Below are 21,319 nucleotides of genomic sequence, written 5' to 3'. Positions count from 1 at the left end.
ACTTAATGGGATTACAAAAAATATTACTTAGACAACATGTTGGGGCTCCTTGTGAGGCGGTAGTTAAAGTTGGAGATAAAGTAAAAAAAGGTTCTCTAATAGCTAAACCTACAGGATTAGGTGCTAACATATTCTCTAGTGTATATGGTAATGTTTCAGAAATAACTGAAGATGCCATAATAATAGAAAGAGATGAAGAACAACCAGAAGAGTTTATTAAGTTAGAAGGAGATGACAAACTTCAACTTATAAAAGAAGCTGGTGTAGTAGGAATGGGTGGTGCAGGATTCCCAACGGCTATAAAACTTGGAACAAAAGTAAAATATATCCTTGTTAACGCTGCTGAATGTGAACCACTACTTCACCATAACGTAGACCAAATGGTAGACAATACAGATATGACTGTAAGAGGTCTTAAATATGTTATGGAAATTTGCCAAGCAGAAAAAGGAATATTTGCACTTAAGGCTAAAAACCAAAAAGCTGTTGATGCTTTAGTTGAAGGTACTAAGGGTGACGATACTTTAGATATACACTTACTTCCAGATATTTACCCAATGGGTGAGGAAAGAGCTGTTGTAAGAGAAGTTTTAGGAATATTACTTCAACCAACTGATTTACCATCAGTAGCAGATGCTGTAGTTATAAATGTTGAAACTCTTCAAAGAGTTGCTGAAGCAATAGAGCTTAAAAAGCCATGTTTCTCTAAAAACGTTACTGTTGTTGGTAAATTAAAGGGTGGTACTGAACCTCACGTATTCATGGATGTTCCAGTTGGTACTTCTGTTAAAGAATTAATAGAAAGAGCTGGTGGAATAGATGGAGAGTATGGAGAAGTAATCATGGGTGGACCATTTACTGGTAAAGCTTGTGAATTAGATGCTCCAATAACTAAAACTACAGGTGGAATAATAGTAACTCAACCTTTTGAAGATTTAAAAGGTGAAAAAATGGGACTTTTAGTTTGTGCTTGTGGTGGTAATGAAGAAAGAATGCAAGACTTAGCTAAAAAAATGAATGCTGAAGTTGTTTGTGTTCAAAAATGTAAGCAAGCAGCAGATGTTAAAGGTAACTTAAAATGTGAAAACCCAGGAAACTGTCCAGGTCAAGCACTTAAAGTTATGAACATCAAAAAGGCTGGAGCTAAACATATACTTATAGGAAACTGTACAGACTGTTCAAATACAGTTATGGGATCTGCTCCAAAGATGAATATAGAAGTTCATCACCAAACAGATACAGTATTAAAAACAGTAGGAAAAGATGTAATAAGATATATGACTGCTTCTAAAACAGTTCCTCAACTTGGAGAGGAAGTAGTAGAAGAAGTAGAAGTTAAAGCTCAATCAGTAGAAGAGCCAAAAGTAGAAACAGTTGAAAATAACTTTGCATCATTTACTGATGAAGGTGGACTTGTGATAAACCTTAAAGAAGGAAAAGACATCCGCGTAGAGTTTGTTATAGATTAATTTTCTCAAATAAGGGAAAGCTTTATAGGGAGTATAAAAATACTACTATAAATAATTAAATGTTAACAAAGAAAGAAATTTCTTTGATATAAATTAGTATTTCGTGTTCAAATTATAAAAATAAAATGATTTATTATATAAGGGGGAAAACTTATGTCAATAACTGCTGAAACTGCTAAGCAACATGCAAATGACCCTGCGGTACTTTGCTGTAGAGCAGAAGAAGGATTAGTTATAGGACCTGCTAACTTAGAAGATCCTGCTATATTCGATGAATTAGTAGATTCTGGACTTTTAAAATTAGATGGTTGCTTAACTATAGGCCAAATATTAGGTGCAAAATTAACTAAAACTTGTGATTCTTTAACTCCAATAACTGCTGATGTTATAGATGCTATAGTTGAAACAAAAGAAGAAGAAGCTGTAGTAGAAGAAGTTAAAGAAGAAGTAAAACCAGCACCAGTTGCTACTCAAGTACAAGGTGGAAGATTAAAAATCCACATAGGTGAAGGAAAAGACATTAATATAGAAATACCAGTTGGTGGATTCGCTTCTCAAGGTGGAGCTCAAGTAGTTCCAGTTGGTGAAAATGCTTCTGTTGCATCTGCAGCTAAAGAAGTAGAAAAAGAAGCTAAAGTAGTTAGAAGCTTAACTAGAAACCACTACAAAATAACTGAAGTTAAAAGAGGACCTGAAACTAAAATAGAAGGTACTGTTTTATACATCAGAGAAGGTATAGAAGAAGAAGCTGTAGCTAGCCAAAAGTTAGTAAATAGCTTAAAAATAGATATAATAACTCCAGATAGATATAACACTTACTCTGAGACTATAATGGATGTTCAACCAATAGCTACTAAAGATGGTGAAGATGAATTAGGTCTTGGAACTACTAGAGTAGTAGATGGTGTTGTAATGATGGTAACTGGTACTGATGCAAATGGTGTTCAAATAGGAGAATTCGGTTCATCTGAAGGTATTTTAGAAGAAAACATCATGTGGGGAAGACCAGGTTGTCCTGAAAAAGGTGAAATATTCATCAAAACAGAAGTTATAATCAAAGAAGGAACTAACATGGAAAGACCAGGACCTCTTGCTGCTCATGCTGCTACTGATTTCATAACTCAAGAAATAAGAGAAGCTCTTAAAAAACTTGATGATGAATTAATAGTAGATAGTGAAACTTTCGAGCAAGTAAGAAGACCAGGAAAGAAAAAAGTTGTTATAGTAAAAGAAATAATGGGTCAAGGTGCAATGCATGATAACTTAATATTACCAATGGAACCAGTTGGAATATTAGGAGCTAAGCCAAACGTTGACTTAGGAAACGTACCAGTTATGGTATCTCCACTTGAAGTATTAGATGGTTGTATACATGCATTAACTTGTATAGGACCTGCTTCAAAAGAAATGTCTAGACATTACTGGAGAGAGCCATTAGTACTTGAAGCTTTACATGATGAAGAAGTAGATTTATGTGGTGTTATATTTGTTGGATCTCCTCAAATAAACTCTGAGAAATTCTACGTATCAAGAAGAGTTGGAATGATGGCTGAAGCTTTAGATGTTGATGGTGCTTTCGTTACTACAGAAGGATTCGGAAACAACCATATAGACTTCGCTTCTCACATAGAGCAAATAGGTATGAGAGGAATACCAGTAGTTGGTATGTCATTCTGTGCTGTTCAAGGTGCTCTAGTTGTTGGTAACAAGTACATGACTAACATGATAGATAACAATAAATCAGAAGCTGGTATAGAAAACGAAGTATTAGGATGCAATACTTTATGCCATGAAGATGCTATAAGAGCCCTTTCTGCATTAAAAACTGAAATGGGTGGAGAAACAATAGCTAAACCAGAAAAGAAATGGAATCCAAACGTAAAAGATACTAACATAGAGTTAATATCTAATGTTACTGGAAAGCCAGTTGCGTTAGTTGAAAACGAAACTTCTCTTCCAATGAGTGACAAGCGTAAGGCAAAATATAGCTAGAAAGAACTGACGCATAATGAAAAATGATAAACTAAAATACGGTGATAAAATTCTTTATATGGAAGGTGTTATTGTAGAAATCCACGATGGATGCGTAAGCGTTGATCTAAAAGGACGTCTAGGATACTTAAAAGTTCCAATGAGGATGTTTATTTCCGATTATGAAATCAAAATTGGTCAAGAAGTAGGCTTTAATATGAGCTTTGTTGAGCAATTAGGTGATGAGGTTAATGAAAAATATATTTCAAACCTTATGACTAGAAATAAAAAAATCGACGAAATGTCTAATAAATAGATTTACTCAAAAATTGTATATTTAAAAATACTAATTTGAGTAGTAAATTAACTCAGGCTCATTTACACTACGATTTGTAAATTGAGTAAATTAAAAGGGGGAAAAAAGATGAGTTTAACAGTAGTTAAAGGAATGCAATCTGAAATATTCGTTCCAATAACACCACCATCAGTATGGGCTCCTGTAACTAAGCCTTTAAAAGAGATGAAAATAGCTCTTGCTACTGCAGCTGGTGTTCATCACAAAGATGACAAGCGTTTCAATTTAGCTGGTGATTTCTCTTTCAGAGAAGTTAGAGATAATATGTTATCAAAAGATCTTATGGTATCTCACGGAGGATACGATAATGGAGACGTTAATAAAGATATAAACTGTATGTTCCCAATAGATAGATTACACGAACTTGCAGCTGAAGGATTTATAGGTGGAGTTGCACCAGTACACATAGGATTCATGGGTGGTGGTGGAAACCAACAAAAATTCAAAGAAGAAACAGGTCCAGAAATAGCTAGAATCTTAAAAGAAGAAGGCGTAGATGGTGTTCTTCTTACAGCTGGCTGAGGAACTTGCCACCGCTCTGCAGTTTTAGTGCAGAGAGCGATTGAAGAAGCTGGTATACCAACAGTTATAATAGCAGCTCTTCCACCAGTAGTTAGACAAACAGGAACTCCAAGAGCAGTTGCTCCACTTGTTCCAATGGGTGCTAACGCTGGAGAACCAAATAACAGAGAAATGCAATACAATATAGTTAAAGATACTTTAGTACAATTACATGATATACAAACTCCTGGTAAGATAGTTCCACTACCTTACGAGTATGTAGCTAAAGTTTAATATTTGCATATATGTTAAAAAGGCTGATAGGATTTATTCCTATCAGTTTTTTTATTGAAAAAATGTAATTTTACATGGTAATTATAATATTTTGATCTGAATAATATTTATATTAGAGCTTGGAAATTTTATTTAATATATTAAAAAATATTGCAAATTGGTTCGGAAGTGTTTATGTTATAATATTTTACATTATAAAATACTATGACATAAATATTGGGGTATAAAAGTTTCTTAAGTTTTCATAATAAAAGATTTTATACCCTTCTAAAAAGGAGGTTGTTTGATGCAATATACAAATACGGTACAACGAATTCCTCAAAAAATGCAAAGTAATACACAGTTAGGTGGTGGTCTTAATGGAAAATAAAGATGCTTTTAAAGATGCAGTAGATGAAATAAGATCATTAAACTGTTTAATATCAATTATGCAAAATTATAATATAAATTTTAAAAAAGATAATAGTGGATATTACACAAACTGTGTATTTCATAATGATAAAACGCCAAGTTTGAGATTGAGTGACAAAGGAAATAGAGCTATTTATCATTGTTTTGGATGTGGGGAACAAGGAGATATTATAAATTTTATTTGTAAGATGGAAAACGTAGATAATATAACAGCCTTAAGAAAAGCTTATGACATCTTAGGTAAAGATTTGAAGTACGATAATTTCAGTGATTATAAAGTAGAAAAATTTAAAAATTTTATAAAAACAAATCAGTCAATAATAATAAGAAACAAAGAAACGTACAATTTGGAAGATATTTATATTTACTTTGATGAAGATAAAAAGCCATTATATTGTAAAATAAAATATAAAAACTTACTTGGTAAAAAGCATTTTATAACAAAGCCTTTAATAGAGATGGACATAGGTTATAAATATGGAGATCATAAATATTTTGAGCAATGCAAAAAAGTCCTTTATAATTTGGTAGAAATAAAAAAATCCATATCAAAAGATAATTGGATATTTTTTGTTGAAGGTGAAAAAGATGTGGAAACTTTAAGAAAAATAAATTTTACAGCTACAACTATTTACACAAAAAAATGGCAAAATTTTTATGATGAAGATTTAAAAAATGCCAAAGTAATATTTATAGGAGATAGCGGAAGATCAGGACAAGAATTTAAAAACTTTATAGTAGAAAAATTAAAAAAGTGTTGTAAGGGACTAAAAATAATTGATTTACCAGGAATTGAAAAAATAGGTGATGGTAAGAACAAAGATGTTACAGATTGGCTAGAATCTGGTAAAACGTCCAATGAACTTTTACAAATAGTAAAAACATCTTTAAATATATTAGATAAAAATACTCTACAACAGGATAAAGATGGAATATATAAAATAGAAAATGAAGAATTAAAAGAAAGTAGACATTATATAACAAACTTTCAAATAATAGATGTTACATTATATAGAAATGAAGATAATAATGATCAAATTATAAAGCTTAATATTAAATCAAATCATAGACAGTCAATTATTGAAGCAGATGCCAGAGAATGTTTTTCTGATGTGAAAGTTTTTAGAAGATATTTAGGAATTGATTATATCTTCTATGGAGAAATACAAGATTTAACAAAACTTCATAAATGGATTATAAATTACTTTATTAAAGAAGATGTATCTATATTTACAAAATCAGGAATAAGAAAAATAAATGACGAGTATGTTCTTGTTACAAATAAAGGTATATTAAAAGCCAATGGAGATTTTGATACTACAAGAAAAGCAACAAATACAATTCATAATATTGATTTTACTAACATTGATATTTTAAATAAAGATGAAGCGGAAACATTAAGTAAACACTTGTTTAATTTTAATTCAAAGGAAAATATCTATAATACTTTAGGACTTGGAGCTGCAAATATATTAAATGCTTTTGTGAGAGAGTCATTCATGGACAATTTACCAATACTTCAAAATTTGGGAGAAAGTAAAAGTGGCAAAAGTAAAGTTCTTAAAATTTTAAGGCTATTATTTAATGATACAAATACAGGAATGAGTTTATCTGTATCAAAAGACTTTGAACTGCTTAAATCCTTTGATGAAACCTACTTGCCTGTATTTTTAGATGATGTTAACATTTCAAAAATAAGTAATTGTAAAATAAATTTCTTATCTAATCATATCCGTGCTATTACTCAAGGATACGAAAATACCAAAGTCACTGAAAATTTAGATTTGCATAAATTTGCTTATAATGCATCTTTGATAATTTCAGGAGACGGAGAAATTCAAGAAACTGATGTAAAAAGTAGATCCAATATAGTGTGGTACGCCATAAGTGATTTTACTAGAGAAGGCAAAGAATCTGTAGAATTTTTATGTAATAGTGAAGATGGTCAAAAACTGCTAAGAAGATTTTCAAAGAGTTTATACTTGAGAGTATTAAATTATTATATTAACGGAGACTTTGATAATGAATATTTAGTAACAAGATTTAAATATGATTTTGATGAAAAATTATCATTAAGTAATTCAAGGGAAATAAATACAGCTACATATACAATGATGGGTCTAGAACTTATATATAATACCTTTGAATCTTTGGGTGTTGAGATGAATAAGGTAATAAACTTGGTAGAAGCATCTGACATAATCATTAATAATTTGAAATTCAATGTACTGGAAGAAAACCAAAATGGATTTAAAAGTGATTACGAAAAAGTACTTGAAGATATTAATAATTTAATTTACATACCAGATAGAAAAGTAAGATTAGAAGAAAATGTTCATTATAAGGTTTTATCTAATAATATTCATATAGGTTTTGATTTTAAGACTATTTACGATAAATTAAATAACTACTACAAACAATATAAAAATGAGGATGAACAGCTTTTAAATTACAATACTTTCATTAAAATGATAAGCAGATCAGCATACATTGCAGACTTAGATCCAAAAAAACATTATAAGGCAGTGAAAATAAAAGTTTTAGTAGAAGATAAAAATGGACTTCTAGATTATATTACAAAGAATAAAATGATGTTTATTTTAAAAATAAATGAGGTTAGAAAACTTGAAATGGATAATATATTTCCAATGGATTATAATGAAAATAAATTGTAGAAAATAATAAATAAAAATAAAAAAGTTATAATTTAAAGATAAGTAATGTGAATTAAAATTAAATATTTATATAATAAAATTTGTTGAAATAAAGGTTTTTTTACTTAGTTATTGAATTTATATATAAGTTGTTCAATAAGGAGGAGTAGAAAATGAAATGTATAATTAGTTTTAAAGAACTTTATGGCAAGGAACTAGAAAAGTATGAAGTTGAAGGAAAACACTCTGGTGACGTATTACAAGCAATGGAAAACAAACTTTGTAGTGAAATTGAACCATATAATACTTATTCATTAAAAAACTGCAAAAATATTGACAAGAAGGCTAGTAAGAAAACACTTCATTTTAAGGACAATGAAGGTAATATATTAAGTTATGTTATGGAAATCTTAGATGTACGATATTTAAAAAAGAGTATATAAATATAGAATTTAAATTAAACAAAAGACTGATTTGTAAATCAGTCTTTTTTATTTATGATTTTTAAATAAATACCAAAATAAAAGTGTCATAACTTATACATATTGACACCCTTATTTTAGATAAGTTATATTAATGTATAAAAGCGTATCAAAATATAGTGTCAAAAGTTGGCTGTATTTTGAGTAGTAAAGTAGAGAGGGGAATAAATGATATACGGATATTGTAGAGTTAGCTCAAGAAGTCAGTTAGATAATAATTCTTTAGAGTTACAAGAAAGGGAAATTTCACAGAGGTATGAAAGTGCAGTTATTTATAAAGAACAAATTAGTGGAATTAAATCTCACAGGCCAGTCTTTAATGAAATAATAGGGAAACTACAAAAAGGAGATACTTTAGTTACTACAAAGTTAGATAGATTATGTAGAAGTACAAAAGAAGGACTAGAGATTATTAAGAGTTTACAAGAACGAAAAATTAACATACATATATTGAATATGGGACTTATAGAAAATTCTCCCATGGGTGATTTAATAATCACATGCCTACTTGCATTTTCTCAGTTTGAAAGATCTATGATTGTTGAGAGAACTTCAGCTGGTAAAGAATTAGCTAAAATAAGTGATGATTACAGAGAGGGAAGACCAAAAAAGTTTAGTAAAAAGCAAATTTCACATGCTTTAAAGCTATTAGAGAACCATTCATATAAAGAAGTAGGACTTATGACGGGCATATCAAAGAGCACTTTAATTAGGGCTAAAAGGCAGTGTGAAAGTATTGAAAAATAAATAATACAATCAAACAATTGGTACAATAAATTGGTATAACAAATTGTTGTACAATTTATTGTACCAATTGTAAAAAATAATATGAGTTACTTCCACAAAAGTAGGACACAAAGTCCTACTTTATTTTCTTTTTTCTGCCTCTTGTTTCAACTTTTTTGACTACTTTTCTTTTCTTACTATTTACTTCGTATTCTTTTGCTTTTTCATTTATATTAAAATCATGTGGTAAATTTATTTTTGTAGTTTTTAAAGGTTCTTTTATTATACTCATAAGAACTTTATTTACAGTAGTATTTTTCTCAAAAGCTATGGCCTTTAATAAATCTAAATCTTCTTTTTCAAAGTAGACGCTCATAGGAACTTTTTTATTAGCTGTGCTTTCTTTTTCTATTTGCAATAAATTTAAATTATCTTTTTCAAAAGTGTTTTTTACTATATTATTTACCTTAGACTTATAATCATTTTTCGTTAAAATTAATTCTTCTTTTTTATCATCTTTTAAAAATTTATCTAGTCCCACTATAACACATCCCTTTCTTTTAATTCATTAATAACTTCTTTAAATTCCTCTCTAACTTTATGAGATTTTTTTATTTTTCTGCAATAATCATCGATGTCTAATTTAGAAAGAATTGCATTTTTTATTACTGTTGTATCAGATATTTTTGCATTAATTAAGTCTTTTTTTATGTGCTCAAATTCATTTAGTTTTTCTAAGAATATATCGCCGGTAGATAGTTTTCTTGAAGTATAAGAGTTTATAACTACAGCCCTTTTTGCCATATTTTCCATTTCCATGTCTTCAAGGTCTTGATTGTATTTTAAGTAAAATAACTCACATCCTCTAATACTTGCTATATCCTGATAAGCAATAGGAGTTATGATTGAATCAGAACAAAGCATAAAGTTTCTTGCAATCAAATCATATGATGGTGATAAGTCTACAAATATGTAGTTATAGTTACTTAAAGCATTCACATTGGACTTGAACCATCTCCATACTGACTTTTCACGATTTGTTTTTGTAGTTAAATATTCACTAAGTACAGACAATGATAAATCTGAAGGAATTATATCTATGTTTTTGTACCTTTCGCAAGGTGATTTTATTATTAATTCTTTTGCGCTTAAATTATCAGCTAATCCGTCAAACATAGTTTTGTCACTATGTGAAACTTTGTATAGAAACTGAGTTAAGTTAGCTTGTGTATCTGCATCTATAATTAAAACGCGAGCCCCCTCTTTGCTAAGAGCTATAGCACTTAAAATTGTTAGGGTGGTTTTTCCTACTCCACCCTTTACATTGAAAAAACTTACTATCTTCACTTTCTCATCTCCTTTTGTGAAAGAAACAAATTGTATAACAATTTGTTTTGCTATTGGTTAAACTATATGATAAATAATTATTTTAGTAATTTTTTTGTATTTTAATAATTGGTTATACGGATGGTTTTATAATCCACACTACAAATTGTATAACAATTGGTTATACAATTTTAAAAACAATTTGTATAACAATTGGTTGGTTTGAATATTAAAACTATTAAAAAATATACGAAATTTATTCTTCATATAAAATTATATTATGTAACTAAAACTTTTTCAACAAAAAGCGAATATAATCGGAATAATGTTAAACACTGATTTGTAAAAAAAAATATTTATATACTGAATAAATGTTGAAATTTTAAGGAAATTCTTGAGAAAAATATATTATTTGAAATGAAAAAAGATTTTTTTCTTGTATTATGAAAAAAAACGTAGTAGAATAAGTTTAGAAAAATTAAATAAAAAAAGTCTTAAATCTACAGTATATATAAAATGTTGGAGCATCTTATATATATTAAACCTTAAAACTGTTGGAGCAGTATTAAAGAGTTAGTAAATTTAAAACTTCTGTTTACAAAAATATAATCTTATTAGATTATATAAAATTTTAATGAATCTGTAAAGATAGAAGTTTTAAAAAAATGTACATAATATAAAATTTTTATATACATTTAATTAACAACTAATGAACTTAGAGCCTGTTTTTCAACAATTGAAGAACAGGCTTTTTTAATGTTAAAAAATTTGAAATTTATGTAAAAAGAGGGAATGCCTGCAACCTCTTAAAAAAGTAGATAGGTTAGTTGAGCCGTTGCAAAAAATCAACAACTTAGAGGAGGCTGTTTCCCTTGTTGTGCCAAAGATCCTAAGTGATAGGAGTTGACATCCAATAAAAAGGTCAGGTGGCAACCATATAATTTGCAGTGATGCAAATTAGGTCATGTAATTACTGAGAGGTACAATGCTTTCAGTTGTTGGGTATGGATACAATAATAACAAAATTACATTCGAAAGGTAGTCTAACAAGGGATATGCTGAGGGCTCTAGAACTGAAAAAGGGGCTAACATATGGCTAGACTCTATAGTATTAAGTCAGAAAATCTGATTTTGTACTATAGGGTCTATCTATGTCATCGGGATAGACATCCCCTAAGGCTAGTATATGAAGATAGGATGTTAATACAAGTATAGATATATTATATATAATAATTAAGTATTATAACATTGGTATTACTAAAACTATAAATAAGGTGTGCAAAGATTAAGTTTTGTTATAAAATATTTCTATAAGTAACTTTATAGGAATTAGTAGATTTGTATACAAACTTAATAATTATAGAAGAGGGAAAAATATGATGACTGAAGATATAAAATTAACACATATGACAAAAACTGCTGGCTGAGCAGCTAAAATAGGTCCTGGGACCCTTGCTCAAGTTTTGGGCAATTTACCAAAGTTTCATGATGAAAACTTATTAGTAGGTGTAGAAACTAGTGATGATGCAGCAATTTATAAAGTAAGTGATGATCTTGCTTTGATTCAAACGCTAGACTTTTTTACTCCAATTGTTGATGACCCATATTTATTTGGACAAATAGCAGCGGCGAACTCTTTAAGTGATGTTTATGCCATGGGAGGAGAGCCAAAAACTGCTTTAAATATAGTGGGATTTCCGAATTGTTTAGACCCAAAAATACTTGGAAGAATTTTAGAGGGAGGAGCCTCTAAGGTTATGGAATCTGGTGCAATACTTGCTGGAGGACACTCTATTCAAGATGATGAACCTAAGTATGGACTTAGCGTAACAGGATTTGTAAATCCAAAGAAAATATTTAAAAACTATGGATCAAAGCCAGGAGATGTAATAATTCTTACAAAACAAATAGGAAGTGGACTGATAAATACTGCAATAAAAGCAGAGATGGCTGAGCAGTCTCAAATAGATGAAGTTGTGACTGTAATGACTTCTCTTAATAAAAAAGCCAAAGAAGTTATAGAAAATTACAACATAAGTGCTTGTACGGATATAACAGGATTTGGACTTGCTGGACATGCTATGGAAATGGCATCTAGCTCTAAAGTAACTTTTGAAATAGATGTGCAAAAAGTGCCATATATTCATGGTGCTATAGGGTTTGCTAAAATGGGTCTAGTTCCTGCTGGAACATATAACAATAAGGACTATATTTCAAATGATGTAAATAGTGAAAATATTGAAGAATGCTTTATAGATGTATTATATGATCCACAAACTTCTGGAGGACTTTTAATTACCTTACCAGAAAGCGAAGTTGAAAATATTATGAAAGATTTTCAAGATAAAAATATGGATACTAAAGTAGCCATAATAGGAAAAGTAATAGAAAAACAAGAGAAAAGTATTAATTTAGTCAAAAATCTTTAGTAGTTATAATTTAAATTACTAAAAGTGATTTTTGGTAAAAAAGGGGAAAGGTCTTGAATAAAATATGAATAAAAATATGTTATTTAGAAATATACCTAAAGTTGATGTACTATTAGAAAAAACTGAAATTATAAGTCTAATAGAAAAATATCATAGAGATGTGGTTGTAGATGCTATTAGGGAAGAAATAGATAAACTTAGAAGTTTTATAAAAGAAAATGATGATATGAATTTGATTGAAGAAAAGATAAACAATCTAGTAGAAAGTATTATTTTGAATTTGCGAAAAGTTTACTCATATAACTTAAGAAAGGTTATAAATGGAACAGGAACTATACTTCATACAAACTTAGGCAGAGCCATAATTTCAAAAAAACATGCTGATTATCTTAGTGAAGTTGTGACAAACTATTCTAACTTGGAGTATAACTTGGAAGAAGGTAAAAGAGGAGAACGTTACTCTCATTTTGAAAAATTAATTTGTAAAATAACTGGTGCAGAATGTGCCATGGCAGTAAATAATAATGCAGCGGCTGTAATGCTTGTTTTATCATCTATGGCAGAAAACAAAGAAGTTATAGTTTCTAGAGGTGAACTTGTTGAAGTTGGAGGTAAGTTTAGAATTCCAGATGTAATGAAAAGTTCCAAGGCAGATTTAGTTGAAATAGGAACAACAAATAAAACTCATTTGGAAGATTACGAAGACGCCATTACTGAAAATACAGGAGCCTTCTTAAAAGTTCATACGAGTAATTTTAAAATATTAGGATTTACTGAAAATGTATCTATAGATGAACTTTGTAAATTAGGAAAAGAAAAAGATATACCAGTTATAGAGGATATAGGAAGTGGAGTTTTAGTTGATCTTAGTAAGTATGGATTAGAATACGAGCCTACAGTGCAAGATTCCATAAAAGCAGGTGTAGATATAGTTTCTTTCTCAGGAGACAAGCTCCTAGGAGGGCCTCAGGCTGGAATTATTGTTGGAAAGAAGCAATATATCGATAAGATGAAGAAAAATCCTCTTACGAGGGCTTTTAGAATAGATAAATTTACTGCAACAATACTTGAAATGATATTCCACGAGTATTTAAACGAAGAAGATGCTATAAAAAACATACCAGCGCTTTCACTTATAACTAAAGATATAAAAGAAATAGAAAAAAGTGCAAATAAATTATATGGAAAATTAAATGATATAAAAGACGTAGCACATGTGGAAATAGAAGACACCCTGTCTCAAATAGGGGGAGGATCTTTACCAGCAGAAAGAATAAAAAGTAAATGTGTAACCATACTTCCTAAAAATATATCAACAGCAACACTAGAAGAAAGACTAAGATTTGGAGAAAATCCAGTTGTAGGGAGAATAAGTGAAGACAAGCTGATATTAGATATGAGAACAGTATTGGAAGATGAAATAGAGATATTATCACAAAAAATTGTTGATGTTTTAAAGTAATAAATGGTACAACCAATTGCAAAACAATTTATTACACCATTGGTTATAAATATTAGTAAATTACATGATTTTATTAAAAATTATTTTTAATTTTATATATAAATAATAAAAAAATTAATAACTACTTTTGAGTAAAAATAGCAAAAGGGGATTAAAAATGAAAAATATTATAATTGGAACAGCAGGGCATATAGACCACGGAAAAACTGCTTTAATTAGAGCATTAACAGGCAAAGAAACAGACAGGTGGGAAGAAGAAAAAAGAAGAGGAATTACCATAGATCTTGGATTTACGTATTTTGATTTACCAAGTGGAGATAGAGCCGGAATAATAGACGTTCCAGGCCATGAAAAGTTTGTAAATAATATGCTTGCAGGAGTTATAGGAATGGACCTTGTTATGCTTGTTGTTGCAGCAGATGAAGGAATGATGCCACAAACTCGTGAGCATGTGGACATTATGAGCCAACTTGGTGTTGAAAAGAGTATAGTAGTTTTAAATAAATGTGACTTAGTTGATGATGAATGGAAAGAGCTAGTAAAAGAAGAGATTAAAGAAGAATTAATAGGTTCAGTATTTGAAAATGCCAATATGATAGAAGTATCATCTGTAACAGGAGAAGGCATAGATGATTTAATACAAGAAATCGTTCATATGACAAAGGATGAAGTAACTGAAAAAGATATAAATACTATACCTCGTCTTCCAATTGACAGAAGTTTTAGTATATCAGGTTTTGGAACCATAGTAACAGGAACTTTAATCTCAGGAAGTATAAAAAAAGATGATGAATTAGAAATTTATCCTACTGGTAAAAAAGCTAAAATACGAAGCATTCAGGTCCATGGGAAAGATGTGAAAGAATGTTTTGCTGGACAAAGAAGTGCCATAAATATTTCAAACTTTAAAAAAGATGAAATAAAAAGAGGATACGTATTAGCACCACCAAACTCCTTGGAAGATACAATGATGCTAGATGTAAAATTAAATGTGCTAAATTCCAGTGAAAGAATTTTATCAAATAGATGTAGACTTCATTTATTTACGGGAACTTCAGAAGTTTTATGTAGAGCTGTACTACTAGACGTACAAGAGGCATCGCCAGGAGACTCTTGTTATGCTCAACTTAGATTGGAAGAAAAAATAGCCGTAAGAAGAGGAGATAAATTTATAGTTCGTTTCTATTCGCCTTTAGAAACAGTTGGAGGAGGGGTTATACTAGACGCCAATCCTACAAAGAAGACACCTTTCAATAATGCACAACTAGAAGAAATAAAAAGAAAAGAAGAAGGGTCCTATAGTGATATAGTTGAGTTATTAGTAAAAAAACACCCAGAAATGATAACTATAAAAGAAATCGGAAAACTAACAGGACTTTCTGTAGAAGAAGTTAGTGAATGTATAAATGAATTAAAAGAAGAAAATTTAGTTTTAACTTATGAAATGAAGAAAGATATCTACGTATATCATAGTAGTGAAGAAATGAGATTAAAAAGAGATACGATGGAATTTGTGGAAGATTTCCACAGAGAAAATCCATATAAATTTGGTGTTGGAAAATCTCTTCTTAAAGCAAAGCTATATCCTAAGATAAAACAAAATGTTTTCGATCAAATTGTTTATAAATTCATCTGCGAAAATGAAATAAAAAAATATAAAGAATACTTAAGTTTAAATGATTTTGAAATAAATAAAGATAAAATTTTCCAAAATGTTGAGAAAACTTTAGTAAATACTTATAAAAAAGCAGAATTTGATTTTGTGAGACTTAGTGAAATAAACTTTAATAAAGATGAAAATATAGTAAAAGATGTACTAAATATTTTAATAGATGAGGAAAAAATAGTGAAAATAAATGAAGAGATGTTTACACTAAAATCTCTTATGGATAAAGCAGAAGTGATAGTTCGTGAGAAATTAGAACAAGATAATTTAATTACTATTTCACAACTTAGAGACGCCCTAAATACATCTAGAAAAAGTGCTAAGCCAATGCTTGAATACTTTGATAATATGAAGATTACAAGAAAAAACGGTTCAGAAAGTGAAAGGGTGGCATATTAAGATGAATTTAAAACAATTAGAATCATTTGCATTGATAATAGAAAGTAGAAGTTTTTCTCAGGCTGCAAAGAAACTATTTTTAACGCAGCCTACCATATCTTCTCATATTTCTTTATTAGAAAAAGAGTTAAATACTCAACTTCTTATAAGAACTACGAAGGATGTACATCCAACAGAAGATGGGAAAAAGTTATATGTTTATGCAAAGCAAATATTAAATATTCAAAACACAATTTTTCAAGAATTTAATGTAAAATGCGAAGGAAGTAACTTGTTAACCCTAGGGGCATCGACTATTCCAGAACAATATATACTTCCAGAAGTTTTACCAAAATATATAAGAAAAAATAAAAGTGAGTTAAAAATACTTCAAGGAGATTCCAGTGAAGTTATAAATCAAATCATAAATAAAGAAGTAGAAGTTGGTTTAGTTGGAACAGAAATGGAAAACTCATCTTTAATATTTGAACCATTTTACAGAGATAAATTAGTTATTATAACACCTGTAAATGAAAAATATATGAAAATGAAGGAAGAAGGTTTTCATGTAAGTGACTTATTAAAAGAACCAATAATAATGAGAGAAGAAGGATCTGGAACAAGAAAAGAAATAAGAGAATTTTTGAAAGCTCATAACTTTGATATAAACAACTTAAATGTAATAGCAACACTAAACTCTATAGAAGCAATAAAAAAATCTGTACAAAACAACATGGGTATTTCCATAGTATCTAATTTATCACTAGAAGATTTTGCAACAGATAACAAAGTTTTAGTGTTTGAGTTTGAAGAAATGGACATGTATAGAAATTTATATATAGTGAGAAATAAGGAAATGTATATGTCAAAATGTGCACTTAAATTTATTAAATTTATAAGAGAATTTTTTAACTAGAAAAAGGTGATGAAAATGATATATTTAGATAATGCAGCTACAACTATGAAAAAACCACAGTGCGTTATAGACGCAGTAGTAAATGCTATGACACATATGGGAAATGCAGGTCGTGGAGCCAATGAAGCCTCACTAGATGCGTCTAGAATAATTTATGATACAAGAGAAAAAATTTCAAATTTAGTTAATTTAAAAAATCCATCAAGAGTTGCCTTTACATGTAACTCAACAGAAAGTTTAAACATTGCAATAAAAGGTATATTAACAAATAAAGATCATGCAATAACAACATCTTTAGAGCACAACTCAGTACTTCGTCCATTATATGAATTAGAGGAAAAAGGAATGGAACTTTCTGTTGTACAATGTGACGAGAATGGAAATATAAACTATGATGATTTTGAAAAATTAATAAAAGAAAATACAAAAGCTATAGTTTGTACTCATGCATCAAATTTAGTAGGAAATGTGTTGGATGTGAAAAAAATAGGAGAAATAGCTAAAAATCATAACTTAGTATTTATAGTAGATGCATCACAAAGTGCAGGCGTTTTCGAGATAGATATGCAGGATATGAATATAGATATTCTTTGTTTCACTGGACATAAAGGACTTCTAGGACCTCAAGGAACAGGAGGACTTTGTGTAAGAGAAGGAATAAATGTGAAACCTTTAAAAGTTGGTGGGAGTGGAGTTAATACTTTTTCAAAAACTCAACCAGAAGCCATGCCAACTATATTAGAAGCAGGAACTCTAAATGGACATGCCATAGCCGGACTAAATGCAGCACTTGACTATTTAAAAGAAGAAGGAATTGAAAACATTCAAAAAATAGAAGAAGAATTAATGTTTAGATTTTATAACGGAATAAAAGATATAAAAGACATTAAAATCTACGGAAACTTTGAAAATAAAAGAGCAGCCATAGTTGCTTTTAACGTAGGAGATATAGACTCAGCAGCATTTTCTGATGAATTAAGCTTATATCATGATATTTCTACAAGACCAGGAGCGCACTGCGCACCACTTATGCATAAAGCAATGAATACAGTAGAGCAAGGTGCCGTAAGATTTTCTTTTTCACACTATAACACAGAAGAAGAAATAGATACTGCCATAAATGCAGTCAAAGAAATAGCATCAAGTTATTAAAATTTGCTTTGTTTAAACTTTTTCAAGAGAAGGGAAATAAAATGAGAGAAAAACAATTAAGACTAATAGTAACTTTCAATACAACAACAGGAGCAATGGCAATGGAAAAAGCCTGCAAAAGTGAAAGTGTACCAGGAAGATTAATACCAGTACCAAGACAAATATCTGCAGGATGTGGCCTTTCATGGCTTTGTAACAAAGAAGACAAAGAAAAAGTAGAAAGTCTTATAAATAATAATAATTTAGATTTTCAAAATATACATGAAATAATGATGTAGACAGATGGCAATAATTTGTTTCTTTATGAAATGAATTATTGCTATTTTTAGTTAATAAAATAAAATATTGTCACAAAAGAAAAAAGGATATATAATAGATTCATATAAAAAATTACATAAAAAAAGATTACAAGTTTCCATAAGGTCGGCAAACCTTAGAGGGAATTAGTACCAACTGCGACAACAGTTAGTGTTACAAGTAACCTTTTAACTATGAATTCTTACAAAGTATTTTGGCGGATACTTTAAAAGCAAAACATAGTTATTATTAAATTTATACTAATTATTATAACTAGTTTTGATAGTTTATACAAGAGGATAAATTTAATAATTTAAAGATTATGAATAATACGACCTATCCAAGTAGTTGGATAGGTCTTTTTTAATGCAAAAAAATTGAATATAAGATAGGTTTTATAAGGAAGCGTGTTTGACCTGGATAACTAACCGAATGGCCCGACAGGGTACAGGGGATGTCGACGAAACACTGGGGTGAAAGTCCTCACAGCATATAAAAATATACCAGTACAGTATTTTAAGGGCTGAAAAGTAGTAACTAGGCGCTACAATAAAAAAGAGCTAGGGGTGGAAATTCCTTTGTGGAAGTATCCAGTAAGTCTGTTGCCGGGGGGAATGGCAAATAGTATTAAATTACAAAGGCAGGATGCTTACTTTTGTACTGGGTCTTTAATCCTTGCGCGGTGGTAACGCGCCTGGGGGGGTATACCTATTAAAGATTAGTTCCCTACACTTTCTGTAGGGAAACTATGCCCATTTCTGAAAAGGTATTATATAGAATAAATAGATTTTTCAATAAAAAAGTTCAAATAAAACAATTTGGGCATAGTTTATATATTATTTAGTAAGATATGATGTATTTATTTTAGCAATAAAAAAGTGCTGCAAATTAGTTTACAGCACTTTTTTCAAGTTTTATTTTCCGTATTTTCTCATTTTAAGTTTTAGGAAAGCAAGAGCCTTCTTAGCCTCTAATTCAGTTACTTCATTTTCACCAACTATTTCACTTTCAATTCCTTCAGGGTTTTTATTCATATCAACTATTGTATCCATATACTCATTTACAACAACAAATTGAGCTACAGTTCCAACAAAAGTAAGTCCAACAACAGGAATTCCTCTAGTTGCTACTTGTTCAACAGTGTTGGCAAAGTCAACGTGAGAGTTTCCCCAACCATCACATGAAAGTATTGCTCCGTCTGCTCTCATGGCTTCAGCCCAAGACGCAGCCTTTGTTCCCACAAATAACTTATCTTCGTTATCTTGTGGAGTTCCCACAACTATAATTCCTAATAAATCGATATCGTCATCATTACTTACCACATCAAGTAGAGGATCTCTAAAGTGATGTAGAGTAGTTTCTTTAGTAGATGGTCCTATTCCCATAATTTTACCTCCTTAGCACATACAGCGAAGAGCGCCGTCTCTATATTCATTTGGTGTTACAATCATAGGTACATTACCCATATCTATAATACTTCTTCCACCTTCAATTGCACTTGGCTCATGGGAGAATAGTTGAGTATCATACATAGCACCTTGACCTGCTACTTGTTTTATAATAACTACCTTCTTCTTACCTGGTTTTACTTTGTCATAAAACTCATGACGTTCAGTAAACTTGTGACCATTTAATTTTTTTAACTTAGCTCTAAATTCATTACAGAACTTATCACAAGCTCTATGAGCAGCAGTAGGTCCTGGTCTAACTTGTCCTTGGCCCTCAGCTAAAGTTACATCAAATGAAATTATATAGTCACTATCTCCAGGAGTACCTGGTCTATTTAAGAATAATTGTTCTTTTAAATTGCCCTCAGAAGAACCAAACTCAGCAGTTTGTATTCCATTTACGTCTACACCAGTAAGCATTACATAAACACCAGTTAAAGTATGAGTTATTCCTTCTCCAATTTTACCTAAAACTTTAGTTGAAATTGGAACAATATCCATCATAGTATTTGTAAATCTATCATGATCCCCTGGTTTTATTATTTGAACGTTGATGTCTTTTATTAAAGGTTCTGACTCTATTAGATCTTCTAACATATCTTTACAAACTGTAAGTTTTCCGTCTAAAAAAACGTTATTTTCTGTCCCAAATTCTACTTCGTTTATGTGGTATGACTTAATCACAAGGCGACGTAGGTTGATTTCCTCACTCATGATTTCTCCTCCTTTTATATTGAAAAATTCTATTAATAAAGCGTATTTATAAAATTGTTAATTCCAATATAATTATAGTGTGTAAACTTTTGACCTATCAACCATTTTATTTATCATATTTCGTCATATTATTTATTTATGTATAAAAAACATTATAAATCTGACAAAATAATAACAAACAAAATTTACCAAAATGGCTTATTTATAAGGCTTTTCAATGGAAAAAAAAATTTATATTATAAAAACAGACTTTAGTCTAGTATTGAGTTCTTGAATTTGTGAATTTTTATTGTTATAATATCTATAGGTTTAAAAAATCTTATAAATTTTGTCTATATTTGAAAATATTTTATAATATTTATCGATAAATGATGTTATAATGATTTAGAAAGCGTAAATGGGAGTAGATAGGTAACTGGTGTGCCTCCTGGTCTTCAAAACCAGTGTGGGGTGTTAGTAGCATCCTAGGTGGGTTCGATTCCCACATTCTCCCGCCAGTAAAAGATTTTTTTTGAAAAAGTGAAAAGGTTTTCCACGTGATTTTTTTAACATATAAAAAAAAAACTATATGAGTAAATATTAAAAATAAAGAAATTTAATGTTTTTTTATTTTTTTATGATAAAAGCAAATTATTTTCACATATATGCTTTATATTATTAGGGGGTGA

Annotated in this window: 17 protein-coding genes and 1 tRNA gene; 14 read left to right on the top strand and 4 right to left on the bottom strand. The window is 29.8% G+C overall.

The features are described from left to right. Positions 1-5 precede the first annotated feature (5 nt). The 7 genes from prdC (at position 6) to TEGL_RS19740 (ending at position 8,884) form a co-directional block, all read left to right on the top strand. A complete protein-coding gene (prdC, locus tag TEGL_RS19770; RefSeq protein WP_018590498.1) occupies positions 6-1,469 on the top strand; it encodes a proline reductase-associated electron transfer protein PrdC in 1,464 nt (487 codons plus the stop codon). A 153-nt stretch (positions 1,470-1,622) separates the two neighbouring features. Beyond that, entirely contained in the window at positions 1,623-3,461 is a 1,839-nt protein-coding gene (gene prdA, locus TEGL_RS19765; protein ID WP_018590497.1) for a D-proline reductase (dithiol) proprotein PrdA, read from the top strand. A 16-nt stretch (positions 3,462-3,477) separates the two neighbouring features. Further along, on the top strand, positions 3,478-3,756 hold the full coding sequence (locus TEGL_RS19760; protein WP_018590496.1) for a CBO2463/CBO2479 domain-containing protein: 279 nt from the start codon (positions 3,478-3,480) through the stop codon (positions 3,754-3,756). Positions 3,757-3,864: 108 nt separating this feature from the next. Further along, positions 3,865-4,590 (top strand): D-proline reductase (dithiol) protein PrdB, encoded by a 726-nt coding sequence (prdB, locus tag TEGL_RS19755; RefSeq protein WP_081011614.1) that lies wholly within the window; start codon positions 3,865-3,867, stop codon positions 4,588-4,590. A gap of 359 nt (positions 4,591-4,949) precedes the next feature. Beyond that, complete coding sequence (locus TEGL_RS19750; protein WP_018590493.1) at positions 4,950-7,676, top strand: CHC2 zinc finger domain-containing protein; 2,727 nt, start codon at positions 4,950-4,952, stop codon at positions 7,674-7,676. Between the two features lie 152 nt (positions 7,677-7,828). Then, the gene (locus tag TEGL_RS19745) at positions 7,829-8,098 is read left to right on the top strand and encodes a hypothetical protein (RefSeq protein ID WP_018590492.1); all 270 of its coding nucleotides are present in this window, start codon (positions 7,829-7,831) and stop codon (positions 8,096-8,098) included. Positions 8,099-8,305: 207 nt separating this feature from the next. Continuing rightward, entirely contained in the window at positions 8,306-8,884 is a 579-nt protein-coding gene (locus TEGL_RS19740) for a recombinase family protein (RefSeq protein ID WP_018590491.1), read from the top strand. 115 nt (positions 8,885-8,999) lie between these two features. Here the strand turns inward: TEGL_RS19740 and TEGL_RS19735 are convergent, their stop codons facing one another. Together TEGL_RS19735 and TEGL_RS19730 are read right to left on the bottom strand one after the other, a co-directional pair. Beyond that, a complete protein-coding gene (locus tag TEGL_RS19735) occupies positions 9,000-9,404 on the bottom strand; it encodes a hypothetical protein (protein ID WP_018590490.1) in 405 nt (134 codons plus the stop codon). Continuing rightward, complete coding sequence (locus tag TEGL_RS19730; protein WP_018590489.1) at positions 9,404-10,210, bottom strand: ParA family protein; 807 nt, start codon at positions 10,208-10,210, stop codon at positions 9,404-9,406. Before TEGL_RS19730 ends, TEGL_RS19735 begins: the two co-directional genes overlap by 1 nt. A 1,358-nt stretch (positions 10,211-11,568) precedes the next feature. Between TEGL_RS19730 and selD the strand changes: the two genes are divergently transcribed. The 6 genes from selD to TEGL_RS19700 all read left to right on the top strand — a co-directional run bounded on the left by selD (position 11,569) and on the right by TEGL_RS19700 (position 18,470). Continuing rightward, positions 11,569-12,618, top strand: a complete 1,050-nt coding sequence (gene selD, locus TEGL_RS19725; protein WP_081617873.1) for a selenide, water dikinase SelD — start codon at positions 11,569-11,571, stop codon at positions 12,616-12,618. 64 nt (positions 12,619-12,682) lie between these two features. Then, positions 12,683-14,080 carry an L-seryl-tRNA(Sec) selenium transferase gene (selA, locus tag TEGL_RS19720; RefSeq protein ID WP_018590487.1) on the top strand — a complete coding sequence of 466 codons (1,398 nt, stop codon included), beginning with the start codon at positions 12,683-12,685 and terminating at the stop codon, positions 14,078-14,080. 157 nt (positions 14,081-14,237) lie between these two features. Next, entirely contained in the window at positions 14,238-16,145 is a 1,908-nt protein-coding gene (selB, locus tag TEGL_RS19715; protein WP_027626937.1) for a selenocysteine-specific translation elongation factor, read from the top strand. 1 nt (position 16,146) lies between these two features. Then, entirely contained in the window at positions 16,147-17,040 is an 894-nt protein-coding gene (locus TEGL_RS19710) for a selenium metabolism-associated LysR family transcriptional regulator (protein WP_018590503.1), read from the top strand. 15 nt (positions 17,041-17,055) lie between these two features. Then, positions 17,056-18,192, top strand: a complete 1,137-nt coding sequence (locus tag TEGL_RS19705; protein ID WP_018590502.1) for an aminotransferase class V-fold PLP-dependent enzyme — start codon at positions 17,056-17,058, stop codon at positions 18,190-18,192. Between the two features lie 41 nt (positions 18,193-18,233). Continuing rightward, positions 18,234-18,470, top strand: a complete 237-nt coding sequence (locus TEGL_RS19700; protein WP_018590501.1) for a DUF3343 domain-containing protein — start codon at positions 18,234-18,236, stop codon at positions 18,468-18,470. 933 nt (positions 18,471-19,403) lie between these two features. On the opposite strand, the gene TEGL_RS19695 is transcribed toward TEGL_RS19700, so the two are convergent. Together TEGL_RS19695 and prdD are read right to left on the bottom strand one after the other, a co-directional pair. Continuing rightward, positions 19,404-19,874: a glycine/sarcosine/betaine reductase component B subunit gene (locus TEGL_RS19695; protein ID WP_018590500.1), complete on the bottom strand. Its 471-nt coding sequence runs from the start codon at positions 19,872-19,874 to the stop codon at positions 19,404-19,406. A 12-nt stretch (positions 19,875-19,886) separates the two neighbouring features. Further along, complete coding sequence (prdD, locus tag TEGL_RS19690) at positions 19,887-20,651, bottom strand: proline reductase cluster protein PrdD (RefSeq protein ID WP_018590499.1); 765 nt, start codon at positions 20,649-20,651, stop codon at positions 19,887-19,889. Between the two features lie 399 nt (positions 20,652-21,050). Here prdD and TEGL_RS19685 point away from each other — a divergent pair. After that, positions 21,051-21,148: transfer RNA gene (locus TEGL_RS19685), tRNA-Sec, on the top strand. The last annotated feature ends 171 nt before the right edge of the window (positions 21,149-21,319 follow it).

The sequence above is a fragment of the Terrisporobacter glycolicus ATCC 14880 = DSM 1288 genome, from assembly GCF_036812735.1.
Taxonomy (GTDB): Bacteria; Bacillota; Clostridia; order Peptostreptococcales; family Peptostreptococcaceae; genus Terrisporobacter; species Terrisporobacter glycolicus.
The sequence above is the reverse complement of the archived record's forward strand: the minus strand, read 5'-3'. Positions and strand labels throughout refer to the sequence as shown.

Coding starts and splice junctions, on each gene's coding strand:
- TEGL_RS19710 (WP_018590503.1), top strand. CDS start 16,147: ATGAATTTAAAACAATTAGAATCATTTGCATTGATAATAGAAAGTAGA.
- prdA (WP_018590497.1), top strand. CDS start 1,623: ATGTCAATAACTGCTGAAACTGCTAAGCAACATGCAAATGACCCTGCG.
- selA (WP_018590487.1), top strand. CDS start 12,683: ATGAATAAAAATATGTTATTTAGAAATATACCTAAAGTTGATGTACTA.
- prdC (WP_018590498.1), top strand. CDS start 6: ATGGGATTACAAAAAATATTACTTAGACAACATGTTGGGGCTCCTTGT.
- TEGL_RS19760 (WP_018590496.1), top strand. CDS start 3,478: ATGAAAAATGATAAACTAAAATACGGTGATAAAATTCTTTATATGGAA.
- TEGL_RS19745 (WP_018590492.1), top strand. CDS start 7,829: ATGAAATGTATAATTAGTTTTAAAGAACTTTATGGCAAGGAACTAGAA.
- TEGL_RS19705 (WP_018590502.1), top strand. CDS start 17,056: ATGATATATTTAGATAATGCAGCTACAACTATGAAAAAACCACAGTGC.
- TEGL_RS19740 (WP_018590491.1), top strand. CDS start 8,306: ATGATATACGGATATTGTAGAGTTAGCTCAAGAAGTCAGTTAGATAAT.
- selB (WP_027626937.1), top strand. CDS start 14,238: ATGAAAAATATTATAATTGGAACAGCAGGGCATATAGACCACGGAAAA.
- TEGL_RS19750 (WP_018590493.1), top strand. CDS start 4,950: ATGGAAAATAAAGATGCTTTTAAAGATGCAGTAGATGAAATAAGATCA.
- TEGL_RS19695 (WP_018590500.1), bottom strand. CDS start 19,874: ATGGGAATAGGACCATCTACTAAAGAAACTACTCTACATCACTTTAGA.
- TEGL_RS19700 (WP_018590501.1), top strand. CDS start 18,234: ATGAGAGAAAAACAATTAAGACTAATAGTAACTTTCAATACAACAACA.
- prdD (WP_018590499.1), bottom strand. CDS start 20,651: ATGAGTGAGGAAATCAACCTACGTCGCCTTGTGATTAAGTCATACCAC.